Raw genomic sequence first — 25,645 nt, forward strand, 5'->3', positions numbered from 1 at the left:
TTTCATTTGGGTTGGTTGTACTGTTAATATTGATGTAAAAATATCGAAATAGATCAGAATTATTAATTATTGTCCTTCAATAAAATAAAAAAACCCGACAATGAAAATTGCCGGGCTTATAATGCGCGCCTCTACGTGAAAACCAAATAACAAATCACTTAAATTCGCTGCATTTATTCGAAATAAAAAATAGATTAAAAAATAAATAACCAAACTCAATTTTAACCCTACCAGATTTCTCTTTTATTTCGTTTTTGTCCATTCTTAGTTTTTCTTAGTTTAAAAAGTTGATTACTTTGAATGATTTTTTGTTTCCTGCTTTGTCTGTTACAATTACTACAAACAATTGTTTTGTTGAAAAACTATAGCTTTGAAGCAGTACTTCTTTATTATTCTGAATGTTTTTATGATTCACTAATAATTGTCCCGTAGAATTAAAAACGTCTACCTGAGCAATATTTTCTGTATCATTTGTAACTGATAGTGCATCGTTTTTAAAATACACTAAAGTGCTGTTACTGACTTCGATTTTATCGACTGCCAATGTTTTTGCTGTTGCTAATGATGCAAAATAAGCTGCATACGCTTTAGATAATTCAGACGAATTACCACAAGAAGAAGCATCCCAGTTTACAGACCAGGTCATTAAACCTCTCAAATTAGGATAAGGTCCGCCTGACTGCATGGTATATATTCTTCCGGAAAAAGTGGTTCCTGTTCTTAAATAATGTAAAGCACTAATTCCTTCTGCCGGCGTAATATAACCGCTGCCTGCCGCACTTGGACAAGCGGGTAATCCGATAAGAACTTTTGATGGTGGTAAGGCATCAAAATGCATTCCGGTTGTACCAATATTAAAGCCCTTTACAAGCATATCTGTTAGCGCTGTTACCATGTTTGCTCTCTTAGCTGATCCGTAATATTGACCATCTAATCCGTTTTCTCCACCTGTATTGTACAATTGTACTGCTAATAAATCCAATTCGTTACGTAAGTTTTGAATGATTGGTAGGAAAGAACCAAAAGTATCCGTATAGGTAGAATATCCTCCTTGTACATATTGTGTTTCCGGCGCTGCAGTTAGTAAAAATCCAGTACCATAGTAGGTTTTTAATTCTTTGAAAGCATCTACTACATTTTTTAATCTTGGATAAGCAGAAATACCAGCATAAGAAATATCTCGTAAACCTCCTGCATTAAAATTCATGGATCCGCCTTCAAAATCAATATCAACTCCATCAAATTGATACTCGTCAATAATGGCTTTCAGACCATTAACAAAAATATTTTTTTGCGTTACATTGTCTAAAACAACGTGACCATTCTGACCTCCGATAGAGACAATAACCGGAACACCGCTATCTCTTAAAGATTTTATATCATTTTTCAACAATTGCTTGTTGAAAACACCATTCGTCAGATATCTAGTGTCATTCGTTGTTAATACCGGCGTATATCCGTCTCGATTAACTGTTTCTATAAAAGCATAATCAACTACGTTAAACTTGCTTCCTACAATTTGAGAAAAATATAAGAACGGAGCAGATGTATTTTCCCAGGAATGTGCATATCCTAAAAGAACTTTAGACGGAAGCGGGATAAATCTATTAGTGCTTACCGGAGCAATTTTGATAGTGTTGTTTAAAGTAGTTACGCCAGATTTATTATCGGTTGCTTTAATTACAACCAGATAATCCTGATAAGCTGACGGCGTAAAATTGTAGGTATAAGTATTGTTTGCAGCCGCAGTCATATTAAAAGTACCGCCATTGATTGTAATGGTAACACCTGAAACCGATCCGTCACTGTCAACAGCGGTAACTGAAATGGGTACAACCTGAAAAGAACTTTGATTTACAGTGGTATTCGATGGTGAACTCCATGTAATGACCGGCAATGAATTTGGACAGTTTGTGCCTGAACAATTTAATGTAAAACTATATGTTTTTGAATCTGTTGTTCCGTTTGAAGCAGTAGCTGTAACAGTTAACGTATGAGAAAGCGAAAACTGATTTGCTGCTGGTGTCCAAATCGCTGTATATGTTCCCGAAGAATTGGAAGCACTCAAACTTTGCCCGTCTAAACTAAATACAACAGATGAAATTGTAGTAGCATCGGCAGCACTTAAGCCAACTGTTGCAACAAAATTAACTGCTGATCCTAAATTTATAGCAATCGCCGAAGCTGTTGGCGCTGTAATGGCCACCACTGGTTTAGTAGCAACTACCGCTTGTCTGTTAAAATTATAAACTGTTGGCGTTGTCGGCACGGCAAAGTTGGCTAAGTTGTTTGGGTAATAAGTCACTTCACCATTTTCCCATGTGTTTAATTTTAAACTTAAAATTTGCGTATAACCTGCGACAACAGTATTATCGAAAGTATAATTTCCCTGTGCATCTGTTGTTGCCAAAACGCTTTTCCAGCTATGTGTATTATCTGTCCATGGCAGAACCAATTCTACTTTTGCTCCTGAAACCGGAGTTGAACCATTTTTAACGCTTCCGCTGATTAAATTTGTAGCCGCAGCCAATGCTACTTTTGCTGTAGAACTTGTATTGAAATTATAAACTGTCGGATTTGCCGGAATTGCAAAGTTTGCCAGATTATTTGGAAAATAAGCTACTTCTGAATTCTGCCAGGAGTTTAATTTTAAACTTAAAGCTTGTGTATAACCATCAGTAACTGAATTATCAAAACTGTATTTTCCCTGAGCATCTGTTATTGCAATAACACTTTTCCAGTTGTGTGTATTATCTGTCCACGGCAAAACCAATTCTACTTTTGCTCCTGAAACCGGCGTTGAACCATTTTTAACAGTTCCGCTGATCTTACCTGAAACTGAAACAACATCCTGACTAAAGTTTAATGTTTTGTTTGCATTCAAATTTGTATAAACCGTAGACGCCGGAGTAAACGTTTGTCCACTCAAAGCTGCCGTTACAGTATAATTTCCGCCGGAAGGCAAACTAAGCGAATAGACTCCGCTTGTATTGGTAACAGCCGTAAAATTTCCTCCTGTTGAAGATGCTGTTACCGTTACACCGGAAACCGGAATTGAATTATTTAAAACTGTACCGCTAACAGTGTAATTTACCACTATAGCACCTTGCGTGAAATTTAATGTTTTATTACTGTCAATGGCATTGTAAACTGTAGATGCAGGTGTATAAGAGAAGCCAGTTTTAGAAGCAGTAACGGTAAAATTTAATCCTGCAGTTAATCCTGCAATACTGTACACTCCGCTTGCATTTGATACCGCTGTTAAAGTTGTAGTGCCGGAAACTGCAGAAACTGTTACACCCGAAACTGGTGTTGTTCCGTCAAGAACTGTTCCGCTTACTGTATATAAAGGCTGCGTTCCCTGAATAGTAATTCCGGTCTGATTTATTGTCACATTTGTTAAACTAACCGGTACAAAAGTATAAGAAGCTTTTAAAGCTGTTAGCGAATAATTTTGACCTGAAGTTAAACTATTAAAAGTGAAATTTCCTGTTGCAGAAACTATTGTTTGCAGTACAACATTACTTGAATTTCGCAACTCAACTGTAACATCTGTAACCAAAGTCGATCCATTTTTTGCAGAACCGGAAATGCTTACTGTTCCGGGAGTAATCCCTCCGAAAGACGTATCAACCTGATTCAATAATGAATTCGGAATCGAACCTCTGGTATCCTGAGACAATTCCCAAATCATACCTCCGGCAAGATTTTTTGATTTTATATATTGAACTTTTAAATCCATTGATTGTTTATCTTCATAAGAAATAAACTGTTTTAAAGTCGCATTGTATAAATAAGGAACCTTTGTTGTGTTGTCAAAATAACGAACCCATCCTGCAGAAGCAGCACTTGGCGTTACTAACATTGTACTTGGATCCAGATAAGCATGTGAATTGGTAACCGGATTTCCGACTAAATCGCAAATCTCTATACTTCCTGATTTTTCACAGGCGGCGGAACCATCCCATGTTCCCGTTGGGTTTTGTGGATTCGTACATCCCGGAACAATATCTCTGGGTGCTGAAACGAATAATCCGTTGGTTGAATTTGTAGCAACGTGATCGAATTTTTTTCCGTAGAAAGGCAATCCCATGATTAGTTTATTCGCAGGAAAACCAACAACATTTAAAAATTGATTGGTTAATTCATCTAAAGATTCAGATTGTGCAGCTCCGTATAAAGGATCATTGGGATTTCCACTTGCGTATAATGGAGCATTGTAACAGGTCTTGTCGTACCAGTTACCTCCAAAATCATATCCAAAATAAGTAATATAATCACAATAAGTCGAAATATCCTCTGTCATCCCGTATTGCGATCTGTTATTTGGTCCTAAATATTGTTTGGAAACATTTCTAACATTATTTCCGGCAGCAATGGTAACCAGTTTATTTGGCATTGCCTGACGCATTGCTTTTAATAAATAAACTAAATTCTTGTTGTCATCCGGACTATATTTTTGTGGAGGAACCGGAGAACCATTAACAATTTCGGTTCCGTCTGTTCCGCCGGACAGCGGGTATTCCCAGTCAATATCAAATCCGTCAATAAAAGGATAAGTTGTAATAAAATTTGCCATATCTGCAGCCAGCGCCGCTCTTGCCACCGGACTGGCAGCAATTGGAGAAAGATCCTGACCTTTGGTCCATCCTCCAACAGAAATTAAAATTTTTAAATGGGGATACTTTTGTTTGAGTTTCATTAAATCGTAAAAGTTTCCTTTTACGGGAGCGTCCCACGGAATTCCACCTTCCATATGCTCATAATCGGCATAAGTGTCCAAACATTTCAACTTTGTATTCTCCGGATGCGCCGGGTCAAAAGTTGTTCCATAAAAAGAATAATTCAAATGCGTCAATTTACTTCCGTCAATCTTGGGGACATTAAAATCCCGGGCATAGATCGACCATTGCGCATAATACCCAACTACTTTTTTTCCGTGTGCCGGTTGTGCAAACGTAAGTAAGGGAAACAGTAACAAAAAAAGCAATCTGTAATAATGTTTCATAATAATTAATATTGGTTAATAGAAAATAAATACTCCAATTTCAATGTTTACGCGTTTCGCATAAAACAATTCATTCAGCCCGATACAAAAACTGCATCTCGCCGGAAACAAATTCATAATTACATTTCTAAACAGTACGTACTATTACCAATACCATAAACATTAGTAAGCAGTTGTTCTGTTTATTCAACTTTTAATTCAGTATTACATTCAATAAGATAAATCTGGGGAAACCTTAATCATCATAAATACTTTTTTGTCATGTTTACTATTACTCTTTTTCTTTATTTGGTTTTTAAAGGTTAATAATTCAATTCATACATCATGTTGTGGAACATATTTTTTTTATAAATTTTGAAAAGCTTGCTGATTAAAATTCGCCACAATTATCTCTACCGGAAACTCCAATAGAGATAATTAATTATTAACTCTAAATAACAATATGATGGCGATTTACTTCATTCAACACTAATCCAAAACCTAACTTTAGATTAATTTTTTAAGACTATTATAAACTGACAATTCAACATCAGCATGGTCTTTTGTATTACATTCTTCAATTAACGCTTTTAAATCGTCTGCTTTTAATTTTGATTTATTATCCAAAACCAAAAGCATCTCCTGCGATACATCGTTTAATTTTTTCGATAAGGGTAAAATTGGCTGAACAAGCGGTGCATTAGTACTCAATTCAACTAAACCTTTATTTACGGCAATCCATTTGGTGAAGAATGCGGTTACTTTTGCTTTATTTTCGGGAGTTTTAGATTTTAAATACTGATTTACAGCTTCATCAAAAGCCAGGGAATCTTTCGCATCCGGTCCGCAGGCATCGGCAAACAAGGTAAACGGAGAATACATTTGGTATTCTGTTCCGCCTTTATTTCTGGTGTAGCCTTTTAATGGCTCGCATACATTGGTAAATTCGTTAAGAGATTTTATATTCTGGTTATTTGAAATATTTCTCAAAATCACTGCTTTATTTCGAATATGTGTTAATCCTAATTCTTCTAGTCTGAAAGAAACCACTTCAAGACGTTTACGCATATTAGCGACATCTGTAATATCTTCTGCAGACCAAAGTCTTTCGGCGATTGCAGCCGTTCTTGGCCAGACTCTGGAATCTACCGTTTCCGGCGTTACCAGTTCTGTCCACATTGTAGCTTCGCCACCCAGAATTCTTGCTTTTTCTTCGGCCGTTAAATTGCCGTCTTTTGGCATGGGATCATTTAAATAATGACTTGCAACGGGATACATCAAATCGATATAATAACCATTGGACAAAACTGTTTTATATCCTTTTTTAACAGCATCTACAAGAGATTGTCCTGCGGCCATACCTTCGTTCGGACCTCTCCATGAATGTACAATTGCTTCTTTAGATAAATCTTTAGTTAATATTTCTTCCCATCCCATTAATTGTTTTCCGTGTTTCTTTAACATAGGAGCCAATTGCATCGTAAAATAAGTCTGTAATTCGTGGTTGGTTTTTAAATTATGTTTCTTTTTAAACTCCTGAATTTTAGGGTTTGCATCCCAGTCCTTTCCTTCGTTCTCATCTCCTCCAATATGGAAGTAAGCTCCCGGAAACAAAGGGCAAACCTCATCAAAAACTTCACTTAAAATCTGATATGTTTTAGGATTTGAAGGATCTAATGTCGGCGAAAAAATACCTGCATTTCTTTCAATTCCATAGGTCGCAATTGCGGTGCCCTGAATATTTTTTTCGGATGTTCCTCCTGTCAGCGTGGTTACTTTACTGCCAATTTCCGGATAAGCCGTTAAAATTGCAGAACCGTGACCCGGAACATCTATTTCCGGAACAATTAAAATACCGCGTGCATCGGCATATTTTACGATATTTTTAATTTCCTCTTGTGTGTAGTACATCCCGTCTGAAGCCAAATCAATAAACTTGGGATGTTTTTTCATTTCAATTCTCCATCCCTGATCATCAACCAGATGCCAGTGAAAAACATTCATTTTCATTGCTGCCAGTCCATCAATATTTCTTTTAATAACATCAACCGGCTGAAAATGTCTTGAAGCATCAATCATCAAACCTCTCCATGTAAATCGTGGAAAATCTGAAATTTTTGAAGCCGGAAAATAAAAAGATGAAGCGTTGTTTTGAAGCATTTGCAACAAGGTTTCTAAACCATGCAAAGCACCTAAATCGCTTGATGCATTTAAGGTAATTTTGTTTGAAGTAATATCCAGATGGTAACTTTCGTCTTCGTATATACCAATTTTACCGCTTTTGGTGCAATTGATTTGTAATTCTGCATTTGGGACCTCATTTAATTTAGCAATAAATCCCTGCTCAAAAAATATTCCTGTTCTACCATCTAATCGGCGCAAAAAACGCGTTACTCCACCAAAAATTCTTGGGTTTGGATTACCTGTAATGTTTACTTTAAAATTTTTAGTTAAATTAAAATTACCGTCATTAATAACAACACTCTGAGGCCATGGCATAAGATTTAGCTGCTCTTTCTGGATTTGAGCACCCGCAGATATGCCTGCAAATAATAGTACAAATAGATATTTCATTTTTTTCTTTTTTTTGTTTTTGGATGTTTTAATATCCTAAATATATAAAAAACAAAACTCAGAGTGACATCTGCATACCTCACTTTGCCATGAGGTCAATCTGGATTTTGTTTCTATTTTTATTCTTTGAAGAATTGCTGACGTTTAGTAATCAAAACGCTTAAAAGCTTCTATTGCTTCATACTCCGCGAGACCTAACTCATCATACAGAATAGCCGTGTTTTTGTTTCGGTCTTCTGCCCTAACCCAGAATTCACGGGAGTCATTTCCCTGAAACATCACTCTGTCTTTTTGAGATTGGTGGTACAAAATAGCATGGCGCTTTAATAAAACTTCTGACGGACTTAAAGGAACTGCCATATCTATTTCATGAATATCCCACTCGTGCCAGGCTCCTCTATAAAGCCACAGCCAGCAGTCGTCCATGTATTTTTCTGGTTTAAGTTCTTTTAATGCTGCAAAAATCGCATTAAGACAAACTTCATGTGTACCGTGCGGATCTGCAAGATCTCCAGCCGCAAAAACCTGATGCGGTTTTATTTTAGCAATAATATCTTTTACAATAGCAATATCTTCCGGCCCTAACGGATTCTTTTTAACCTGTCCGGTTTCATAAAAAGGAAGATCTAAGAAATGTGTGTTCTCATCTTTCAAACCAATATATCGGGTTGCAGCGTAAGATTCTCTTCTTCTGATTAGTCCTTTTAGTTTTCTAACTTCTAAAGAGTCTATTTGATTCCCAGATTTGTTGTTTAAAAATTCAATTACTTCTTTAAAATTAATACCCAAAGATTCTTCTCCAATAAAATCACTTGCCACTTCAGCAAATTTCAGAGCTTCGTCGTCTGTAACCGCAATATTTCCGGAAGTCTGATAGACCACATGAACGTCGTGACCCTGCTTGATTAATTTTGAAAAAGTGCCTCCCATCGAAATAACATCATCATCGGGATGCGGACTAAAAAGAATTACTCTTTTCTTTGCCGGATTTGCTCTTTCGGGACGATGTGAATCATCTGTATTGGGCTTTCCTCCGGGCCATCCGGTAATGGTATGCTGCAAAATATTAAACATATTGATGTTCATATCATAAGCAGAACCTCCCTGCGCCAAAAGATCAGACATCCCGTTGTTATTATAATCACGGTCTGTTAATTTTAAAATAGATTGTTTTGTTTTCTGACACAGCCACACAATTGCCTTGCTTTTTAATTCTGGTGTCCAAAGACATTCGCCAACCAGCCAGGGCGTTTTGAAACGGGTTAATTCGGATGCTGCAGACTGATCTAAAACAAAAGTCGCATTAGGATGATTTTGCAAAAATGTCGCCGGAATTTCAGAACTTATATCGCCCTGAATTGTCCTTTTGATGATTTCGGCTTTATTTTGTCCCCAGGCCATCAAAACAATTCGTTTGGATCTCAAAATTGTAGAAACTCCCATTGTGATAGCACGTTTTGGGACATTATCAATACCATTAAAAGCAGATGAAGCATCGACTCTGGTAATGTGATCTAATGTAATAATTCGGGTTCCTGAGTTGATGTGTGAGCCTGGCTCGTTAAAGCCTACGTGTCCCGTACGACCAATTCCAAGCAATTGAAAATCAAGACCACCTGCATTTTTAATATTCATTTCATAGTCAATACAGTATTGATTTATTTCTTCAATAGCGACAGTACCGTCAGGAATATTTACGTTTTCCGGCTTTATATCAATATGATTAAAAAGATGCTGATGCATGAAATAATGATAGCTCTGATTATTCTCTTTTGTCATTGGATAATATTCATCCAGATTAAAAGTGATTACATTACTAAAACTCAGTCCTTCTTCTTTGTGCATTCTCACCAATTCTTCATACACTTTTATAGGTGAAGAACCTGTTGCTAAACCTAAAACACAGGATTTGTTTTTCTCCTGTTTAGATCTAATAAGCTGCGCAATCTCCTGCGCGACAATCACAGAAGCTTCTACTGAGCCTTTGAAGATTTCGTTATGAATTTTTTCAAATCGGGTTTCTTCAAATTTTCCAGCGCTTTTATAACTGATGTCAGGTTTTATTTCTAAAGCACTTTTCATTTCTTTTTCTTTTTTGTAGTCTTTACCATTTTGGTTCAAGAATAGCATAGACAGCTTTCGCCGTCTATACCATCTTACTAACCAAACTTACATTCTCTTGTTTTTTCTTAGAAATTTGGAGCATTAACATCCCACCATGTTCTGGTTCCTCCATTGTCCGGACCGCCAAGTTTTGCGATACCCGTTTTAAGGCCTTCTGGATTTCCATCTTTTTCTGTCGAAACAAAGTTTATTCTTCTTACTCCTAAATCGCTATTAATTGCACCGCCACTTTGATTGTTAAGAATTGGCAATAATTTAGGATAACCAGTTCTGCGGTGCTCTGCCCAAGCTTCCATACCATCAGGGAAGTTAGCGATCCATTTTTGAGTAATGATTTTTTGTAATTTAACTTCATTACTTGCTGCATGATCCCATGCAACAGTAACTTTATTTACAGCCAAACCACTGTTAAAAGCAACAACCGGATCTACGTAATCTTTAGCCATTTTTACATTATCAGCCATATAATCTGCAGCACCACCAGTAGAAAGCTGCGTAAAAGAAGCAGTAATACCGGCTTTGTAGAATGTTTCAGCATCGCCGCCCATGTTCCATCCTCTCAGGGCTCCTTCCGCTCTTAAGAAGTAAACTTCTGCTGTATTTAGCCAAACCACTTGTTTGTCTTCATCTATGATCTTACCAAAATTCGAAAATTTCATATGTAAGGCTTTTTCACCAAGAATTCCACCAGTACGTATTCCCTTGTATTGACCGGGAAATTGTTCAGATGTTTTAAAGTATACATTCATTCGGGGATCATTATATCCTCCCATAATCGACTCCATATCAGCAGACATTCTACTATCATTATAGTCATAAGCTGCTACTCTCAGCGGATGCTGCGCTACATCTTTATTTACTATAAAGCTATCTGAAGCAACTGTCATTACACCAAATTTTTGATTAACCGCTTTTTCAGCTTCTGCTTTAGCCAGTGTAGGATTTGCTTTTACAATACGCATGGCAAGTCTTAATCTCAGGGAGTTTGCATATCTAACCCACTTTGTATAATCTCCTTTGTATGTTGAACGATCCGTGTTTGTAAAAGAACTTGCTTCTCCGGCGTCAATTCTTTTTGTTAATTCTGTTACGGCAAAATCAAGGTCTTTAAACATCAGGTTATAAGCTTCTTCCTGAGAATCATATCCAATTGCAGCATCAGTAGTCCCTAATTTGGAGTAAACGATTGGTCCCCAAGCATCGGCAGCTTTATGTAAAGTCTGAACTTTAATAATTGTAGCCAAAGCATAAAATTCATCATACTTACCTTTTGATTCTCTTTCAACTTTCAGGAAATTTGACATCACTTGTGCATAGATTGCCTCCCATCCCCAAAGGTTCCAGTTGTCAGAAAGTGCATAAGAAAGATTGTTATTTCCATCAAAACCAGGTGCGGTAGTATAGCCTCCCCACGTATTTCCAGATAAGTCAATGGCAACCTGATATTTCCAACCCGGAGTATTGACCATTACGTTCTCAAACATATTTTTGAAAGGTCCTTTAATATGATTAAAGTCCTGTGTTGTTTCGTCATAGGTAAAACCATCAGGATTACTGTTGACATCATCGAAATTATCTGTACAACCTACTAAAGCCAAAAGACCAAAACAGATTAATGATTTTTTTATATTTGTTTTCATGAGATTTTAATTAGAAAGTTACATTTAAATTAAGACCAATGCTTCTTGTTGATGGCAAACCATAAATATCAACCCCCTGCAAGCCCTGACCTGTACTTAAAGCAATGTTTGGATCAAAAGGTGCATCTTTATAGATAAAGAATAGATTTCTCGCTATTACTGACAATGTTGCAGAATTAACGAATGGTAATGTTTTTTTGTTAAAAGTGTAACCAATTGAAACTTCTCTTAAACTTACGTTTGTAGCATCATATACATACTCCGCAGTAGCACCATTAAGTCCTCCAACAGCTTCGTAATATTTTTGAGGATCCATAGAAGTTACTTTTGTACCATCTGGTTTAACTGCGTTGATAGCGACTCCACCTGCATTTCTTGCATCTCCACTCCTTTGTGAAACTCCGTACCAGTCGTTCATAGATTCTGTAATACTCATTACATCTCCGCCAAAACGTCCGTCAATTAAGAAGTTAGCTGTAAAAGAACCAAATTTAAATGAGTTTGACCAGCCTAACATAAAATCAGGGTTTGCATTACCAACCTCATGAAAGTCAGCTTCAACAGCTAAATTGCCATCTGCATCAAGCATAATTTCTCCCTGATCGTTTCTAACAATACCTTTACCTTCAATAACTCCAAATGGTCTTCCTTCAGTTAAGGCATATCTGTAATTAATATTGTTTACCGGAGTCAACGGAATTGTTCCTCCTAATTCTTCAGGAATAGATTTTACTTTGTTTTTGTTCTGAGAATAATTTACAGTAGTATCCCATGAAAATTTATCTCCAGTCACGATTTTTCCTGTCACGACAACCTCAAAACCTTTATTTTCGATACTACCTGCGTTAATTCCGTAGAATGTATAACCGTAAGGATTTGTTGCAGGAGCAGGAACCTGAATGTATTGATTTTTAGTTTCTGAGTTATAATAAGAAACTTCAAAACCGAATCTGTTGTTGAACATTCTCCACTCTGTACCAAATTCAAATTCTGATTTTAATTCTGGTTTCAATGATTCTCCCGGTCTTGGCCCAACAACAGGAGGGATAATTAAACCTCCCTGAACAGTTGATCTTGGAGAAGTTACAAATGCTGAAACGTCATTTCCAACTTCTGCATAAGTTCCTCTTATTTTTCCAAAATTAATCCATTCCGGCATTGTTGCCATTTCACTGATAAGAGCGGTAACCCCTACAGAAGGATAAAAGTATGATCCGGTATCTGTATTTACTAAAGTAGAAGACCAGTCGTTACGTCCTGTAACATCCAGATATAACATGTTTTTATAACCAAAAGTTGCAGAAGCAAAAATAGACTGTACCTCTCTTGAAGAGCCTGTAGACTGAAGACTTAAATTGTCAACTCCGCTTGCACCTGCAAAATTACCTAAAGTAAAAAGGTTAGCATTTACAAGTCCGCCAACAATTCCCGAATCCAATGTAGTAGCATGGTTAGCTAGAGTATTATTAATACTTGCTCCCACTATAGCATTAAAAGAAAAATCTTCATTGAAATTGGTATTGATTTTAGCAATCAAATCCCCATAACGCTGCGTACTTAATGTCCCCACATTTATATATCTACCATTTATATGAGATAATGAAGTATTTGTAGTAGCGTATATTCTTTTATCAAAATCATTTTCAATTCTGTTATAGCTATATCTTGCAGCAATACTTAACCAGTTGTTTGCTTTATAATCTACAGCTAGGTTTCCATTAAAGAAACTATCAGTATCAACAGATTTGTTTCTGTTGATTAACCAATATGGGTTTTGTACATATATATCTGAAGTAGAATAAAAATTTTGTCCGTATAAATTTCTTGAAGGGATAAAAGTTTCATAATTATCTCTGTAAAAATTAAAATCGTTTGCTCTCTGGAATAAATATACTCCTGTCAAAGGATTTGAATAAAGTCCATTAACCGGCCTGTTATCAATCGTTTGGCTTGTATATTTAGCATCAGCAGAAACAGTTAATTTATTATTGAAAAATTTACCTGTCTGACGTATTCCAAAATTATTTTTCTTTAATCCATTTCCTTCTATAATTCCTGAAGCAGAAGTATTTGCATAAGACAAACTAGTTGTAGAGACATCTGTTCCCGTTGTAAATGCTAATGAAGTAATTTGTGTAACCCCAGTCTTAAAGAAGTCTTCTACGAAATCATTCGATGCTACTTTACCTCCCCATGATTTCTGAGCATCTACTGTACCATAATCATTTTGGAATTTTGGTAAAGAGTGAACAGATTCAAAAGTAGTAACAGAAGAAACTGCTAGATTTGAAGTATTTTCTTTACTCTTTTTAGAAGAAAGTAAAATAACCCCATTTGCTCCCTGTGAACCGTATAATACAGAAGCTGCCGCACCTTTAAGCACAGTCATACCCTCGTAATCGTCAGGATTAATTAAAGACACCACATCTCCACCATCACGGTTACCTCCTGCAGTACTACCAAAAGAATCATTAGGCTGATTTGAACTTCCGTTATACAAAGGGATACCATCAATAACATAAAGTGGCTGACTGTTCATGATGGAAGAATTTCCACGAATTACAACTTTTGTAGATCCTCCGGTACCACCAGAACTTTTTGTTACAGCAACACCCGCAATTTTACCAGCTATTGTATTGATAACGTTAGCATCCTTAACACGGGTTAATTCTTCTCCTTTAAGTTCCTGAGCTGAATAAGTTAGAGATTTTCTTGTTTTTTTAACACCAAGAGAAGTTACCACTACTTCGTTTAATGCATTTGATGCAGCTGGTATCATTTTTACATTTAATGTAGCAGCATCTCCCACAACAATTGTCTGCGTCTCAAGCCCCACATAAGTAAAAACTAAGCTTTGACCTTTTTGAACTTCTATTGAATACAATCCGTCAAAATCGGTAGTTGTCCCTTTTTGACCTCCTTGTACCGCAACAGAGGCTCCTGGCAACGGCATACCATCAGAATCTGTAATCACACCTTTGACACTTTTTACCTGAGCAAGAGAGACCTGCGCCGTAAAAACAATCATAAAGATTAAGAAAATTTTTTTCATGTTTATTTTATTTTGTTAGTTATGAGGTAAAATTATTCTTAAGATACTGTTAAAAAAAATAAATTAAACCAACGACAATAAATTTTAAACCAACGACATAAAATATTCAATAATGCGTTTCACGAAAACGTTTTATACCAAAAAAAAGATACTTTTACGATTATTTATTGAAATTTTATTCAAAAGAATTGTTATTTTACCTTTAATTGTTTAAAGTTGCACCATAATTAAACAGGGTTATGAAAAACCAAATATTGCCTAATTGTAAGACCATTGAAAGAAATTCGAAAAGTTAAATTTGACATCAAACTTCAAAATCATTTTTGGTTCTGGGGAGTATATTTTACACTAAACTTTTTAAGGTGGGGAGCTTACTTTAATGATTATCCGTATGCGTTCAAATCCAACTTAATAGAATTTTCGCTGGTAATTCCGCTGGTTTATTTAAACTTGTTTGTTCTGGTACCAAAATATGTATTGAAGCAGAAATACATTCAGTACACCGCATGGCTTTTAGTTAGTCTGTTTGGCATTTATCTGCTTAAAACGGCCCTGACCTATTATATCATCTCCGAAAATATATGGCCGGAAGCCAACAGAGAATATCATCCTTTTGAAATTAACCATATTGTAGCCGTTTGTATCGGCGAATTATATGTTCTCGCAATGGCATCTTCTGTCTATCTTACTTTAACCTGGCTGCGCGAACGTGAAAGAAACAGATCCTTACGTGAAAATCAATTTAAGATCAAACTGAAATATTTAGAAAATCAGATTCAGCCACATTTTTTCTTCAATACCTTAAATAATCTTTACGCTTTATCATTAGAATCATCAAAAAAAGTTCCGGATGTGATTATAAAACTCTCTAATTTAATGGAATATGTATTGTACGATGTAAAAGGAACAAAGTTTGTCCCTTTAATTAAAGAGATCGATTATATTCAGAATTATATTGAAATCGAAAAATTGCGTTTTGAAAATGTTGAGGTTACCATTAATCTCGAATCCAATATTGAAGATGTAGTGGTGCCTCCGTTAATATTTATTTCTTTAGTAGAAAATGCATTTAAGCACGGTGGTTTAAATAACAGGAATTTAAAAATCAAGATTAATTGCAAAGTTATAGACAACAAAACACTGGATTTTGAGATCTTAAATAATTTTGTAATTTCACAAAATTATAATCCTAAAAAAGGAATTGGCTTAGTTAATACAAAAAAGAGATTAAAGTTAATTTACAAAAACGAATTTAGCCTTAAAAACAAAACCAAATTCAATTTCTATATAATCAGATTACAAATACCTATCCGGAATGAAGATTAAATGCGTGTTAATTGATGATGAACCTTTGGCGATCAAAGTGCTGCAGAATTACTTTACTAATTTTACAGACTTTGAAGTTATTGCGACATTCAACAACTCTCTCGAAGCTCTGGATTTTATAAACAGCACCGCTGTCGATGCTGTCTTTCTGGATATTAACATGCCCATGATGACAGGTTTTGAACTGATAAGCCTTATTGAAAGTAAAACAAAAGTTATTATTACAACAGCTTTCAGAGAATTTGCTGCTGAAAGTTATGATCTGGATGTTTTAGATTATTTGGTAAAGCCAATCCCTCTTCCGCGATTTATAAAATGCATTAATAAAATTACAACCGAATACAATTTAAAAAACAACATTAAGGTCGAAACGTCCAAAGTTGATTCGCATATTTTTATCAAAGTCGATAAAAAAATGATGAAAATTAATATCGAAGAAATCTTGTTTGTTGAAGGAATGAAAGAATATATTAAAGTTGTCACTCCTGATAAAACCTACATTACACACAAATCTTTAACCTCATTATCGGAAGAATTGCCGGCCGAGCGCTTCCTTCGAATTCATAAATCTTATGTAATCGCGTTAAATAAAGTAAAATCTATCGAAGGCAACCGCATTCAGATACAATCTTACACGATTCCGATAGGAAGAAACTACAGTAAAGATGTTAAAAATAAGATATTAGAATAATTCAACTCTTAAATCATAAATAGATGAGGTTAAAATTAACACTTTGTTGAAAAAAGAACGTCGTTGGTATAATTTTAACATTATTTTTGTCTTTTTATTTTTTTTTGATAATCCTAACAAATATATTTACGGTCTTCAAAAAACATTAAAATAAAATTAACCTCATCATTATTATGACTTCAGAAAATGTACAAACCAAGTGGGGACAATTTATCTCTTTGATAATTGTTTTCTTCTTCTGGGGATTTGTTGGTTCTGCCAATGACATCCTGATTCCGGTATTCAAAAAAGTATTTACGCTATCGCAGGTACAATCACAATTAGTAGCATGGGCATTCTATGCCGCTTATTTTGTGGGTTCCATTATATTCTTTTTAGTATCTTTAAAAAGAGACGTTTTACAGCAATTTGGCTACAAAAAAACACTTGCCGCAGGTTTACTCCTTTCTGCGGTAGGATCATTTTTATTTATCCCTGCAGCAACTATGGAAAGTTTCCCTTTCTTCCTGGCTGCTTTATTCACAGTAGGATTAGGTTTCTCGATTCAACAAATCGTTGCCAATCCTTTAGCTATTAAAATGGGAAGCCCGGAAACAGGCGCACACCGTTTAACGTTAGCGGGTGGTATCAACTCTTTCGGAACCACTATTGGTGCTATCTTACTAGGAATTGCCCTTTTCGGAATGGGAGACAATAAAAAAACAAACCTTTCTTTAGAAGACATCAAATTACCTTTTATCATTTTAGGACTTGCTTTTATTGTAGTAGCAATTTTTATGTACTTTTCAAAAATCGAAGATCCTGCAAAAGCAGACGTTGAAGAAGTAAAAGTTGCACATACAAAATTTAATATTTTAGACTATCCACAATTATACTTAGGTATGTTAGGGATTTTTATCTACGTAGGAACAGAAGTTACCATCATCAGTAACTTACCTGCATTATTACACACAGCAGAATTTGGAAACATTCTGGAAGATGCCATTGCACCTTTCATTGCCTTATACTGGGGAAGTTTAATGATCGGAAGATGGAATGGTGGTGTAAACGTATTCAACACTTCAAACCTCGTAAATACTGCGCTTAAATTTATTGTTCCGGCTTTGGCTTTTGGCGTAATTATAGGAGCAAATATATTTGCTGCACACGATGTTTCATCTTTCTACATTTACCCTTTCTGGATTTTACTTTTCATTGCAGTAAGTTTCGTAGGCGGAAAAAATGCCGGAAAAACATTAATGCTTTTCGGAATCTCGGGACTTTTAATGATGGTTTTAGGATTGGTGTGGCCAGATCCGCAAATTGCTAAATTCTTCTTTATCTCAGGCGGTTTATTCTTATCTATTATGTGGCCTTCAATCTTCGATTTAGCAATCGCAGGTTTAGGAAAAAACACAGGTAAAGCGTCATCTTTCTTAATCATGATGATTCTTGGTGGTGGAGTTATTCCGTTAGTACAAGGAAGTATTTGTGACTTAGATGCTACACATCCGGACGGAATTATGGGTATTACTTATACGCATTTCTCTTACGTAGTACCACTTTTAGGATTTGCTTATTTAGCATTCTATGGTTTTTATTGTCCAAAAATATTGAGAAGACAAGGTGTAAGTCACGTTATAAGTGAAGGCGGAGGACATTAATCTTATTATAAAATAAAAAAGTGCCGATTACTAAGTAATCGGCACTTTTTTATTTGCAGTAAATGCAATAGTACCAAAAAGTAAATCTACTATTTTGCCGAAATTACTGCATTTAGATTTTTCTTAAAAATAGCTTTATCCTTGGCTGAAATCGAATAGACCACATCCTTATCTGCGTGAACAATAATCTTGTCGACATCGGCAGCCAAAAGGGCTTTCGGATCCTTAATCTTCAACGTACAGGCGCCGTCAAAAAATCCATCCTCTTCAATTGTTTTTCTGGCTTCGATAACAGTACCATCACTTAAAACGGCAGAAATAGTCATCTCACTGTTTAATGTCTTCGAATAAAAACCATCCATCACCAGAAGTAACCGATAAATATTTTTCAATTCCGGACCTTTAAATTCATGCCTCGTAATATTGTACTTGAGACCTTTGGCTAAAACAGGAAACTTTAGCGAGCAATCCAATTCATAAGTAGCAACATCACCGGCTTCGTTGACAGAAGTAATAACTTTTGCCGACTGTGCATGAAGCGATAAATTCGTTACAACATAACACACAAATAAGAGTATAACTTTCATATTCAATTATTTAAGGTTGATATAAAAGTAAATAAAAAACGTCTTTCCCGTTAGAAAAAGACGTTTTTTTATATGTATGTTACCTCGAATTATTTATTTCCTTTCTCGAAGTCAGCAACAAACTGAGCTAAACCAATATCCGTTAATGGGTGTTTTAACAAACCATAAATTGCAGAAAGAGGTCCGGTCATCACATCAGCACCAATTTTAGCACAATTTACAATGTGCATAGTGTGACGTACAGAAGCCGCCAAAATCTGAGTTTCGTACCCGTAATTATCGTAGATTTCTCTAATTTCCTGAATGAGGTTCAAACCATCAACAGAAACATCATCCAGACGGCCAATAAAAGGAGAAACATAAGTTGCACCAGCTTTTGCAGCCAATAAAGCCTGACCAGCAGAAAAAACAAGAGTTACATTCGTTTTAATTCCTTTATCAGAAAAATATTTTGCAGCCATTACGCCTTCTTTAGTCATTGGTAATTTCACCACGATTTGATCGTGTAATTCAGCCAGCTCCTCACCTTCTTTAACCATTCCGTCAAAGTCAAGCGCATTAACTTCAGCACTTACATCACCTTCTACAAGATTGCAAATGTCAACATAATGCTTCAGGATATTATTTTTTCCGGTAATACCTTCCTTCGCCATCAAAGACGGGTTAGTCGTTACACCATCCAAAACACCTAAAGCCTGTGCTTCTTTAATCTGAGCTAAATTAGCTGTGTCAATAAAAAATTTCATAATTTATATTATTTAAATTGTGTTGATTTTCAGGGCGTGACCATATTTGCAAAAGGCGCACTTATCAGATCGCATATAAGCGCCTTTTTCAAATCTGGTCGGGCTATCCACACTACTTCGGTAGTTTGCTTCTATCCCTCACGCGATTCACGTGCAAAATTACAACTTATAATTTCAAAAAGTAAATTCTTAAAAAATAATTACAAATTAAACAATTTAGTGAAATAAAAACACCAACGCCCAAAGCAAATTATTTTGTACTTTTAAAAAATAAATAATTACCAGTGTTAGAAGAAAATTTTAAACAAGACATCCTGAATATCCAGAGTATACCAATGGTTCCAAAATTGCTTAGCGTAATTTGCCAGAGTACCGGAATGGGATTTGCGGCGGTTGCCAGAGTTACCGAAGACCGATGGATTACCTGCGCTTCTGAAGATCATCTTAATTTCGGACTAAAATCCGGAGACGAATTGGAAATTAAAACAACCATTTGCGATGATATTCGAAAAAATGTACAGCCTGTAATTATAGACAACGTTAGCGAAGATCCCGATTTTCGTGATCATCACACACCCGCTTTATACGGATTGCAAAGTTATATTTCGATGCCCATAATTCGCCAGGACGGAACTTTTTTTGGTACTCTTTGTGCAATTGATCCAAAACCGAACAGTTTAAAAACATTCAAGGTAAGAGAAATGTTTACCCTTTTTGCCGATTTAATTTCCTTTCACATTGAAGCAATCGAGCAGGGAGTCGAAAACAAATCTATTTTAAAAGAAAAAAGTAACCTACTAAAAAAGACGGAAGGCCAGAAAAAAGAAGCAGAAAGACAAAAATCAGACGCGGAGCAAAAACTAATCGAAAAAAACATTTCACTCGAAAAAATGAATAGTGAACTCGAAGCTTTTAATTACATTTCGAGTCACGATCTTCAGGAACCATTACGAAAAATTCAATTCTTTACCGATACAATTGAAAAAGAAGAGTTCGAGAATCTTTCTGAAAAAGCCAAATATGCATTTGACAAAATTCGTGTTTCGGCGCTTAGAATGCAAAATTTAATAAACGACCTCCTTACCTATTCTAAAACCAAATTTGACGAACGTAAATTTGAATTAAAAGACTTAAACAGCATTGCCAATGATGTTATCGAAGATCTTACAGAAGAAGTAAAAAATAAAGACATTCAATTTGAAATAGGCAAATTAGGATTTCTAAATGTAATCGAATTTCAATTTCGTCAATTATTATACAATCTCATCAGTAATTCGATCAAATTCTCCCACCCTGACAGAAAATTAATTATCAGCGTCACATCAGCTATCATCAAAGGCTCCGATGAAAATCACAGCAAACTGGATCCAAATGTATTCTATTATCACCTTAAGGTTTCAGATAATGGTATTGGTTTTGACCCGGCATTCACCGAGAAGATATTTGGTCTTTTTCAGGCTTTACACACAAAACCCCTAAAAAGCACTGGTATCGGACTTACCATTGTAAAGAGGATCGCAGAAAACCATAAAGGCTTTGTAAAAGCAGAAGGTATTTTAAATGAAGGCGCGACTTTTAATATCTTTATTCCGGTAAAGAATAATTAAATTTTGCTTTATAGTATTAAAATGTACTATCTAAAAATAGTTTTAGAAGTCTTAATGTTGACTAAAAAAAAGTAATAAAATAAAAATGCGGGAATAAACATATATTTCCGCATTTTTTATCTGATATTTCGACCCATCACTACAACTTGTAATGATTCATCAACATCTTTTCATACATTTTATCTGGCAGTGCGCGTTTTAATACAATGGAGAATTTCTGCATAAAAGCGCCCACTTTATAATGCACATTTGGTTTTTGAGTCTGAATTATTTTATAAACCGCTTCTGCCATTTCGTTTGGGTTACTTCCTGCATCTACATGATCATTCATTGTAGCAAGCATGTCGCCGTACACTTTTTCATAAGCAGAGTTTTTAATAACCGGCGCATGATAACGACCCGCGGCAATATTAGTGGCAAAATCTCCTGGCGCTACGTTTGTAATTTCGATTCCGAAAGACTTTACTTCCATTCGCAATGCTTCGGTAATTAATTCCAATGCCCCTTTGGAAGCCGAATAAACACTTCTGTAAGGCAGTCCCATATATCCTGCAATAGATGTAATATTGATGATAAGTCCGGACTTTTGTTCACGCATTTGAGGCAAAGCAGCTTTCATCACCTCAATCGGACCAAAGAAATTAGTTTCAAAATTATTTCTTATTTCCGCTGTCGGAATTTCTTCTAAAGGTCCGGTTATACCGACTCCGGCGTTATTGATAACAATATCCAATCTTCCCGAAGCGGCAATAATTTTTTGAACAGCAGTTTGTATCGATTCTGCATTTCGGGCATCTAATGCTACTAACGGAAAAACTGAATTTAAAACCCTTTCCGGATTTCTGCTCGTTCCGTAAACAATAAAGCCTTTGTGATGCAAAAATTCTCCAATAGATTTCCCGATTCCGGATGAACCGCCGGTAATTAAAACTACTTTACTCATTATTTAGGATAGATGTTAAATGTTATAAGTTAAATGTATTTGCGGTCTTTAAAAATCATTCTTCGGCTAAAACTTTTATCTTCTAACCAATAACTTCTAACTTCCAGCAGGGTAAAAATAAAAAAATCTTCCCATAAGGAAGATTACAAATTAAATATTCTAAAAAAAAATGGCAAGCGACCTACATCGCACCGCTCAACCACGTACCCTTGCTATGTTCCCATCCTGGGGGAGTCTGCAGGAGCTGGTCGTGTAGGACTTGCCGGTGCAAATATACAACCTTTTTATATTTTTGCAAGACCTTTGCCGCAATAAAAATATCGTCGTATATTGCCTTATTCAAATTTTAAACTATGAAAAAATATAACTTCCTAACTTTCATTTTATTAGGAATCACATTAGTTGGATGTGGAGAAAAAAATAAAGGTGAAAATTCTTTATTTACAATCGATGATTCTGCTTTTCCGGCTCATCTTACCCAAAAAGAAGTACTTTCAATCGGAATTTTAAACCCAAAATCGAAAGAAATCGATAGTATTGCTTACTTTGTAAATGACCAAAGAGTTGGAGGCACAAAAGGTGCTGAAGATTTTAGATTTGAATTAATAGATCAAAAATTAGGATATCAATACCTGAAAGCTAAAGTATATTTTGACGGAGATTCGTCTGATGCTAACAAAAGAATAGAATTGGTTTCGGATATTGAACCAAAACTTCTTAAGTACAAAGTTGTAAATACTTTTCCTCACGACAAGAAGGATTTTACAGAAGGATTCGAATTTTACAATGATACATTATATGAAAGTACGGGACAGGAAGGCGCTTCTTTTATTAAAAAGTATGATTACAAAACCGGAAAAATTTTCAAAAAGATCGATTTGGAGCAAAAATATTTTGGGGAAGGAATCACTTTCATTAATGGAAAATTATTTCAATTAACGTATAAAAATAAAACTGGTTTTATATACGATGCGAAGACTTTAAAACTTGAAAAAACATTTGCTTACGAAAAAGATATTGAGGGTTGGGGAATGACAAATGATGGAAAATTTATCTACCAGACAGATGGTACAGAAAAAATCTGGAAGGTTGATCCTGCAACTCAAAAAATGGTTGATTTTATCAATGTTTATTCAGGAGATTCTAAAATAAAAGCTATTAATGAATTAGAATGGATTAACGGAAAAATATATACTAATGTCTGGTTTAAAGATGCAATTGCGGTTGTAAATCCAAATACTGGAGCTGTTGAAGGAATTTTAAATTTATCTGATCTGAGAAAAACGATGACAGATATTACTAAAGACGACGTTCTAAATGGAATTGCTTATAATCCTAAAACTAAAACCATTTTTATTACAGGAAAAAACTGGAGCAAAATGTTCGAAATTACAGTTTCAGAATAAAAGTAATACTCCATAATCTAAAACACAAATTTCACCAATTACCACAAATTCTGAGTGTTAATTCGTGAAATTTGTGTTTTTATACTACTTTCAAATATGACAACACTTATAACTAACATTCAAGAATTACTGCAAGTTCGGGAAACTTCAATTGAAAAAGTTTCAGGTGCAGAGATGGCACTTCTTCCGACCATAAAAAATGCTTATTTGCTTCTTAAAGATAATCTTATTGAAGATTTTGGTATGATGGAAAACCTTCCGGAAACAAAAGCAGATAAAATTATCGATGCAACAGGAAAGGTTGTTTTGCCTTCGTGGTGCGACAGTCACACACATATAGTGTACTCGGGAAATCGCGAGCAGGAATTTGTTGATCGAATAAACGGACTTTCGTACGAAGAAATCGCAAATCGCGGCGGGGGAATTTTAAATTCTGCTAAAAAACTCAACGACAGTACCGAAGATGAAATTTACGAACAATCTAAAGTTCGTCTGGAAGAAGTAATGCATTTAGGAACGGGAGCTGTAGAAATAAAATCCGGTTACGGTTTAACCGTTGACGGCGAACTGAAAATGCTTCGTGTCATAAAAAAGCTTGCAGAAAATTATCCGGTCACCATCAAGGCCACTTTCTTAGGAGCGCATGCTTTTCCGTCACATTACAAAGAAAACAAAGAAGGATATTTAGACGAAATCATTAACGAAATGCTGCCTGAAATTGCTAAAAACAAGTTAGCCGATTTTGTAGATGTATTTTGCGAAAACGGTTATTTTTCTGTAGAAGAAACAGAAAAAATTATGGAAGCAGGACTGGCTTTTGGTTTGAAAGCTAAAATTCACGTCAATCAATTTAATTCTATAGGCGGCATTCAGGCCGGGGTTAAATTTAAGGCGCTTTCTGTAGATCATCTTGAAGTTATGAATCCGGAAGATATTGAAGCTTTAAAAGATACCGAAACTATGCCGGTCGCATTGCCTTCGTGTTCTTATTTTTTAAGCATTCCGTATACTCCGGCAAGAGACATGATTGAATCCGGATTACCACTAGCGTTAGCAACCGATTTTAATCCGGGTTCTACTCCGTCCGGAAACATGAATTTTGTAGTAGCCACGGCATGCATTAAAATGAAAATGACACCCGAAGAGGCTATCAATGCCGCAACAATTAACGGAGCTTACGCAATGGGAATTTCTGAGACGCACGGAAGTATTACAAAGGGCAAAAAAGCCAATTTAATCCTTACGAAACCCATTTCATCATACTACCAGATTCCGTACGCTTTTGGAAGTAATTTAATTGAATCTGTTTTTATTGAAGGACAAATTCTTTCTTAAAATTTTTACTTATATTTTTTCCAAAATTAGCCAAAAAAAAAGGTCTGTGAAAATCACAGACCTTTAATATCAAAGTGGTATTCTTATCCTTATGGCCGATTATCTTAAACTGAAACTAGTTTTAGATACTAATTCATCATTATCAAATACATTGATAAAATAAGTTCCTTTAGGAAAATCTTTTCCTGGAAGATCCTGAACAACATTTACAGATTTATTTTCGTACTGCACTGTTGTTTTAAAGCTATAAGTTAAAGTGTTGTCACCAAAACTTTCCGTTTTCTTATCGCCTAAAACATTGTTTTTTGCATCGATAACCTGTACATAATACGTTTTATCTCCAGACTTTGCAATTTGGTTTTCAGCAATTGTAAAACTAATTTTTAAAATGTCAGCACGGCTTGCTTTATCTGTTTCAATTTGTTTTCCTGAGCTTCTCATTTTGTAAGCTGCAGTTTTTGTGTTCAGAATTGAAAGCTTAGAACCTTTTTCTACTGTTTTAGCCAATTCTTCGTTTTGACCTACCAATACTTCATTGTATTTTTTTGATTCTCCTAAAACTACAATTGTACTGTCTCTCTGTGTTGTTAAAACTCCATTTTGTTTTTTCAACTCATCGTTTTCAGCAACCATAGTTTTCATTTTGCTTTGCATTGCCTGAACCTGAGATTTGTATTTAGAAACATCTCCTTTAGATTTATTCAAATCATCCATTAAAGCGACAACTTTATCTCTCTCCTGGATTAATTCGTCAGACATAGAAGTGTTTTCAGCAATTGCAGCATCATAAGTTGCTTTTAATTCCTGCAAATCTTTCATAACAGATTCTTTTTCTGTTAATGTTGTTGTCAGTTCTGTTTTTTGAACATCTGAATCAGAAGACAATTTAAAAATATACACTAAGCTACCAATAAGTAGGACTGCTAAAACTGCGATTACCGCCTTTAGACTTGAATTGTTGTTCTTTGGGTTTTCCATATTTAA

15 protein-coding genes and 1 other RNA gene are annotated in these 25,645 nt (G+C 35.3%); 6 read left to right on the forward strand and 10 right to left on the reverse strand.

Features of this window, described 5'->3' with window-relative positions; translation table 11 throughout:
- Nucleotides 1-274 precede the first annotated feature (274 nt).
- The 5 genes from chiA to ABEB31_RS01390 all read right to left on the reverse strand — a co-directional run bounded on the left by chiA (nt 275) and on the right by ABEB31_RS01390 (nt 14,377).
- Nucleotides 275-5,008 carry a T9SS-translocated chitinase ChiA gene (gene chiA / locus ABEB31_RS01370; protein WP_347049543.1) on the reverse strand — a complete coding sequence of 1,578 codons (4,734 nt, stop codon included), beginning with the start codon at nt 5,006-5,008 and terminating at the stop codon, nt 275-277.
- Nucleotides 5,009-5,494: 486 nt separating this feature from the next.
- A complete protein-coding gene (locus tag ABEB31_RS01375) occupies nt 5,495-7,561 on the reverse strand; it encodes a beta-N-acetylhexosaminidase (RefSeq protein ID WP_347049544.1) in 2,067 nt (688 codons plus the stop codon).
- A gap of 144 nt (nt 7,562-7,705) precedes the next feature.
- Nucleotides 7,706-9,643 carry a glucosamine-6-phosphate deaminase gene (gene nagB / locus ABEB31_RS01380; protein WP_347049546.1) on the reverse strand — a complete coding sequence of 646 codons (1,938 nt, stop codon included), beginning with the start codon at nt 9,641-9,643 and terminating at the stop codon, nt 7,706-7,708.
- A gap of 107 nt (nt 9,644-9,750) precedes the next feature.
- Nucleotides 9,751-11,325 (reverse strand): RagB/SusD family nutrient uptake outer membrane protein, encoded by a 1,575-nt coding sequence (locus ABEB31_RS01385; RefSeq protein ID WP_347049548.1) that lies wholly within the window; start codon nt 11,323-11,325, stop codon nt 9,751-9,753.
- Between the two features lie 10 nt (nt 11,326-11,335).
- Nucleotides 11,336-14,377, reverse strand: coding sequence for a SusC/RagA family TonB-linked outer membrane protein (locus tag ABEB31_RS01390; protein WP_347049550.1), 3,042 nt, complete (start codon nt 14,375-14,377; stop codon nt 11,336-11,338).
- 273 nt (nt 14,378-14,650) lie between these two features.
- Between ABEB31_RS01390 and ABEB31_RS01395 the strand changes: the two genes are divergently transcribed.
- From ABEB31_RS01395 to ABEB31_RS01405, 3 genes are all read left to right on the forward strand, one after another.
- Nucleotides 14,651-15,703, forward strand: a complete 1,053-nt coding sequence (locus ABEB31_RS01395; protein ID WP_347049552.1) for a sensor histidine kinase — start codon at nt 14,651-14,653, stop codon at nt 15,701-15,703.
- Nucleotides 15,693-16,394, forward strand: coding sequence for a LytR/AlgR family response regulator transcription factor (locus ABEB31_RS01400; protein ID WP_347049553.1), 702 nt, complete (start codon nt 15,693-15,695; stop codon nt 16,392-16,394). The genes ABEB31_RS01395 and ABEB31_RS01400 overlap by 11 nt, the downstream gene beginning before the upstream one ends.
- Before the next feature lie 173 nt (nt 16,395-16,567).
- Entirely contained in the window at nt 16,568-18,037 is a 1,470-nt protein-coding gene (locus ABEB31_RS01405) for an MFS transporter (protein WP_347049555.1), read from the forward strand.
- An 89-nt stretch (nt 18,038-18,126) separates the two neighbouring features.
- Here the strand turns inward: ABEB31_RS01405 and ABEB31_RS01410 are convergent, their stop codons facing one another.
- Nucleotides 18,127-18,624 (reverse strand): hypothetical protein, encoded by a 498-nt coding sequence (locus ABEB31_RS01410; protein WP_347049557.1) that lies wholly within the window; start codon nt 18,622-18,624, stop codon nt 18,127-18,129.
- A gap of 89 nt (nt 18,625-18,713) precedes the next feature.
- Entirely contained in the window at nt 18,714-19,370 is a 657-nt protein-coding gene (gene fsa, locus ABEB31_RS01415) for a fructose-6-phosphate aldolase (protein WP_347049559.1), read from the reverse strand.
- A gap of 284 nt (nt 19,371-19,654) precedes the next feature.
- Between fsa and ABEB31_RS01420 the strand changes: the two genes are divergently transcribed.
- Nucleotides 19,655-20,977 (forward strand): GAF domain-containing sensor histidine kinase, encoded by a 1,323-nt coding sequence (locus ABEB31_RS01420; RefSeq protein WP_347049561.1) that lies wholly within the window; start codon nt 19,655-19,657, stop codon nt 20,975-20,977.
- 139 nt (nt 20,978-21,116) lie between these two features.
- Here the strand turns inward: ABEB31_RS01420 and ABEB31_RS01425 are convergent, their stop codons facing one another.
- A complete protein-coding gene (locus tag ABEB31_RS01425; protein ID WP_347049562.1) occupies nt 21,117-21,920 on the reverse strand; it encodes an SDR family oxidoreductase in 804 nt (267 codons plus the stop codon).
- A 167-nt stretch (nt 21,921-22,087) separates the two neighbouring features.
- An RNA gene (gene ffs, locus ABEB31_RS01430) (signal recognition particle sRNA small type) lies at nt 22,088-22,185 on the reverse strand.
- Between the two features lie 88 nt (nt 22,186-22,273).
- Between ffs and ABEB31_RS01435 the strand changes: the two genes are divergently transcribed.
- Nucleotides 22,274-23,326 carry a glutaminyl-peptide cyclotransferase gene (locus ABEB31_RS01435; protein WP_347049563.1) on the forward strand — a complete coding sequence of 351 codons (1,053 nt, stop codon included), beginning with the start codon at nt 22,274-22,276 and terminating at the stop codon, nt 23,324-23,326.
- Nucleotides 23,327-23,422: 96 nt separating this feature from the next.
- Nucleotides 23,423-24,661 carry an imidazolonepropionase gene (gene hutI, locus ABEB31_RS01440; protein ID WP_347049564.1) on the forward strand — a complete coding sequence of 413 codons (1,239 nt, stop codon included), beginning with the start codon at nt 23,423-23,425 and terminating at the stop codon, nt 24,659-24,661.
- A gap of 99 nt (nt 24,662-24,760) precedes the next feature.
- Here hutI and ABEB31_RS01445 read toward each other — a convergent pair whose 3' ends face one another.
- The gene (locus ABEB31_RS01445) at nt 24,761-25,639 is read right to left on the reverse strand and encodes a hypothetical protein (RefSeq protein WP_347049565.1); all 879 of its coding nucleotides are present in this window, start codon (nt 25,637-25,639) and stop codon (nt 24,761-24,763) included.
- Nucleotides 25,640-25,645: the final 6 nt, after the last annotated feature.

This window comes from Flavobacterium olei, assembly GCF_039749035.1.
GTDB lineage: Bacteria > Bacteroidota > Bacteroidia > Flavobacteriales > Flavobacteriaceae > Flavobacterium > Flavobacterium olei.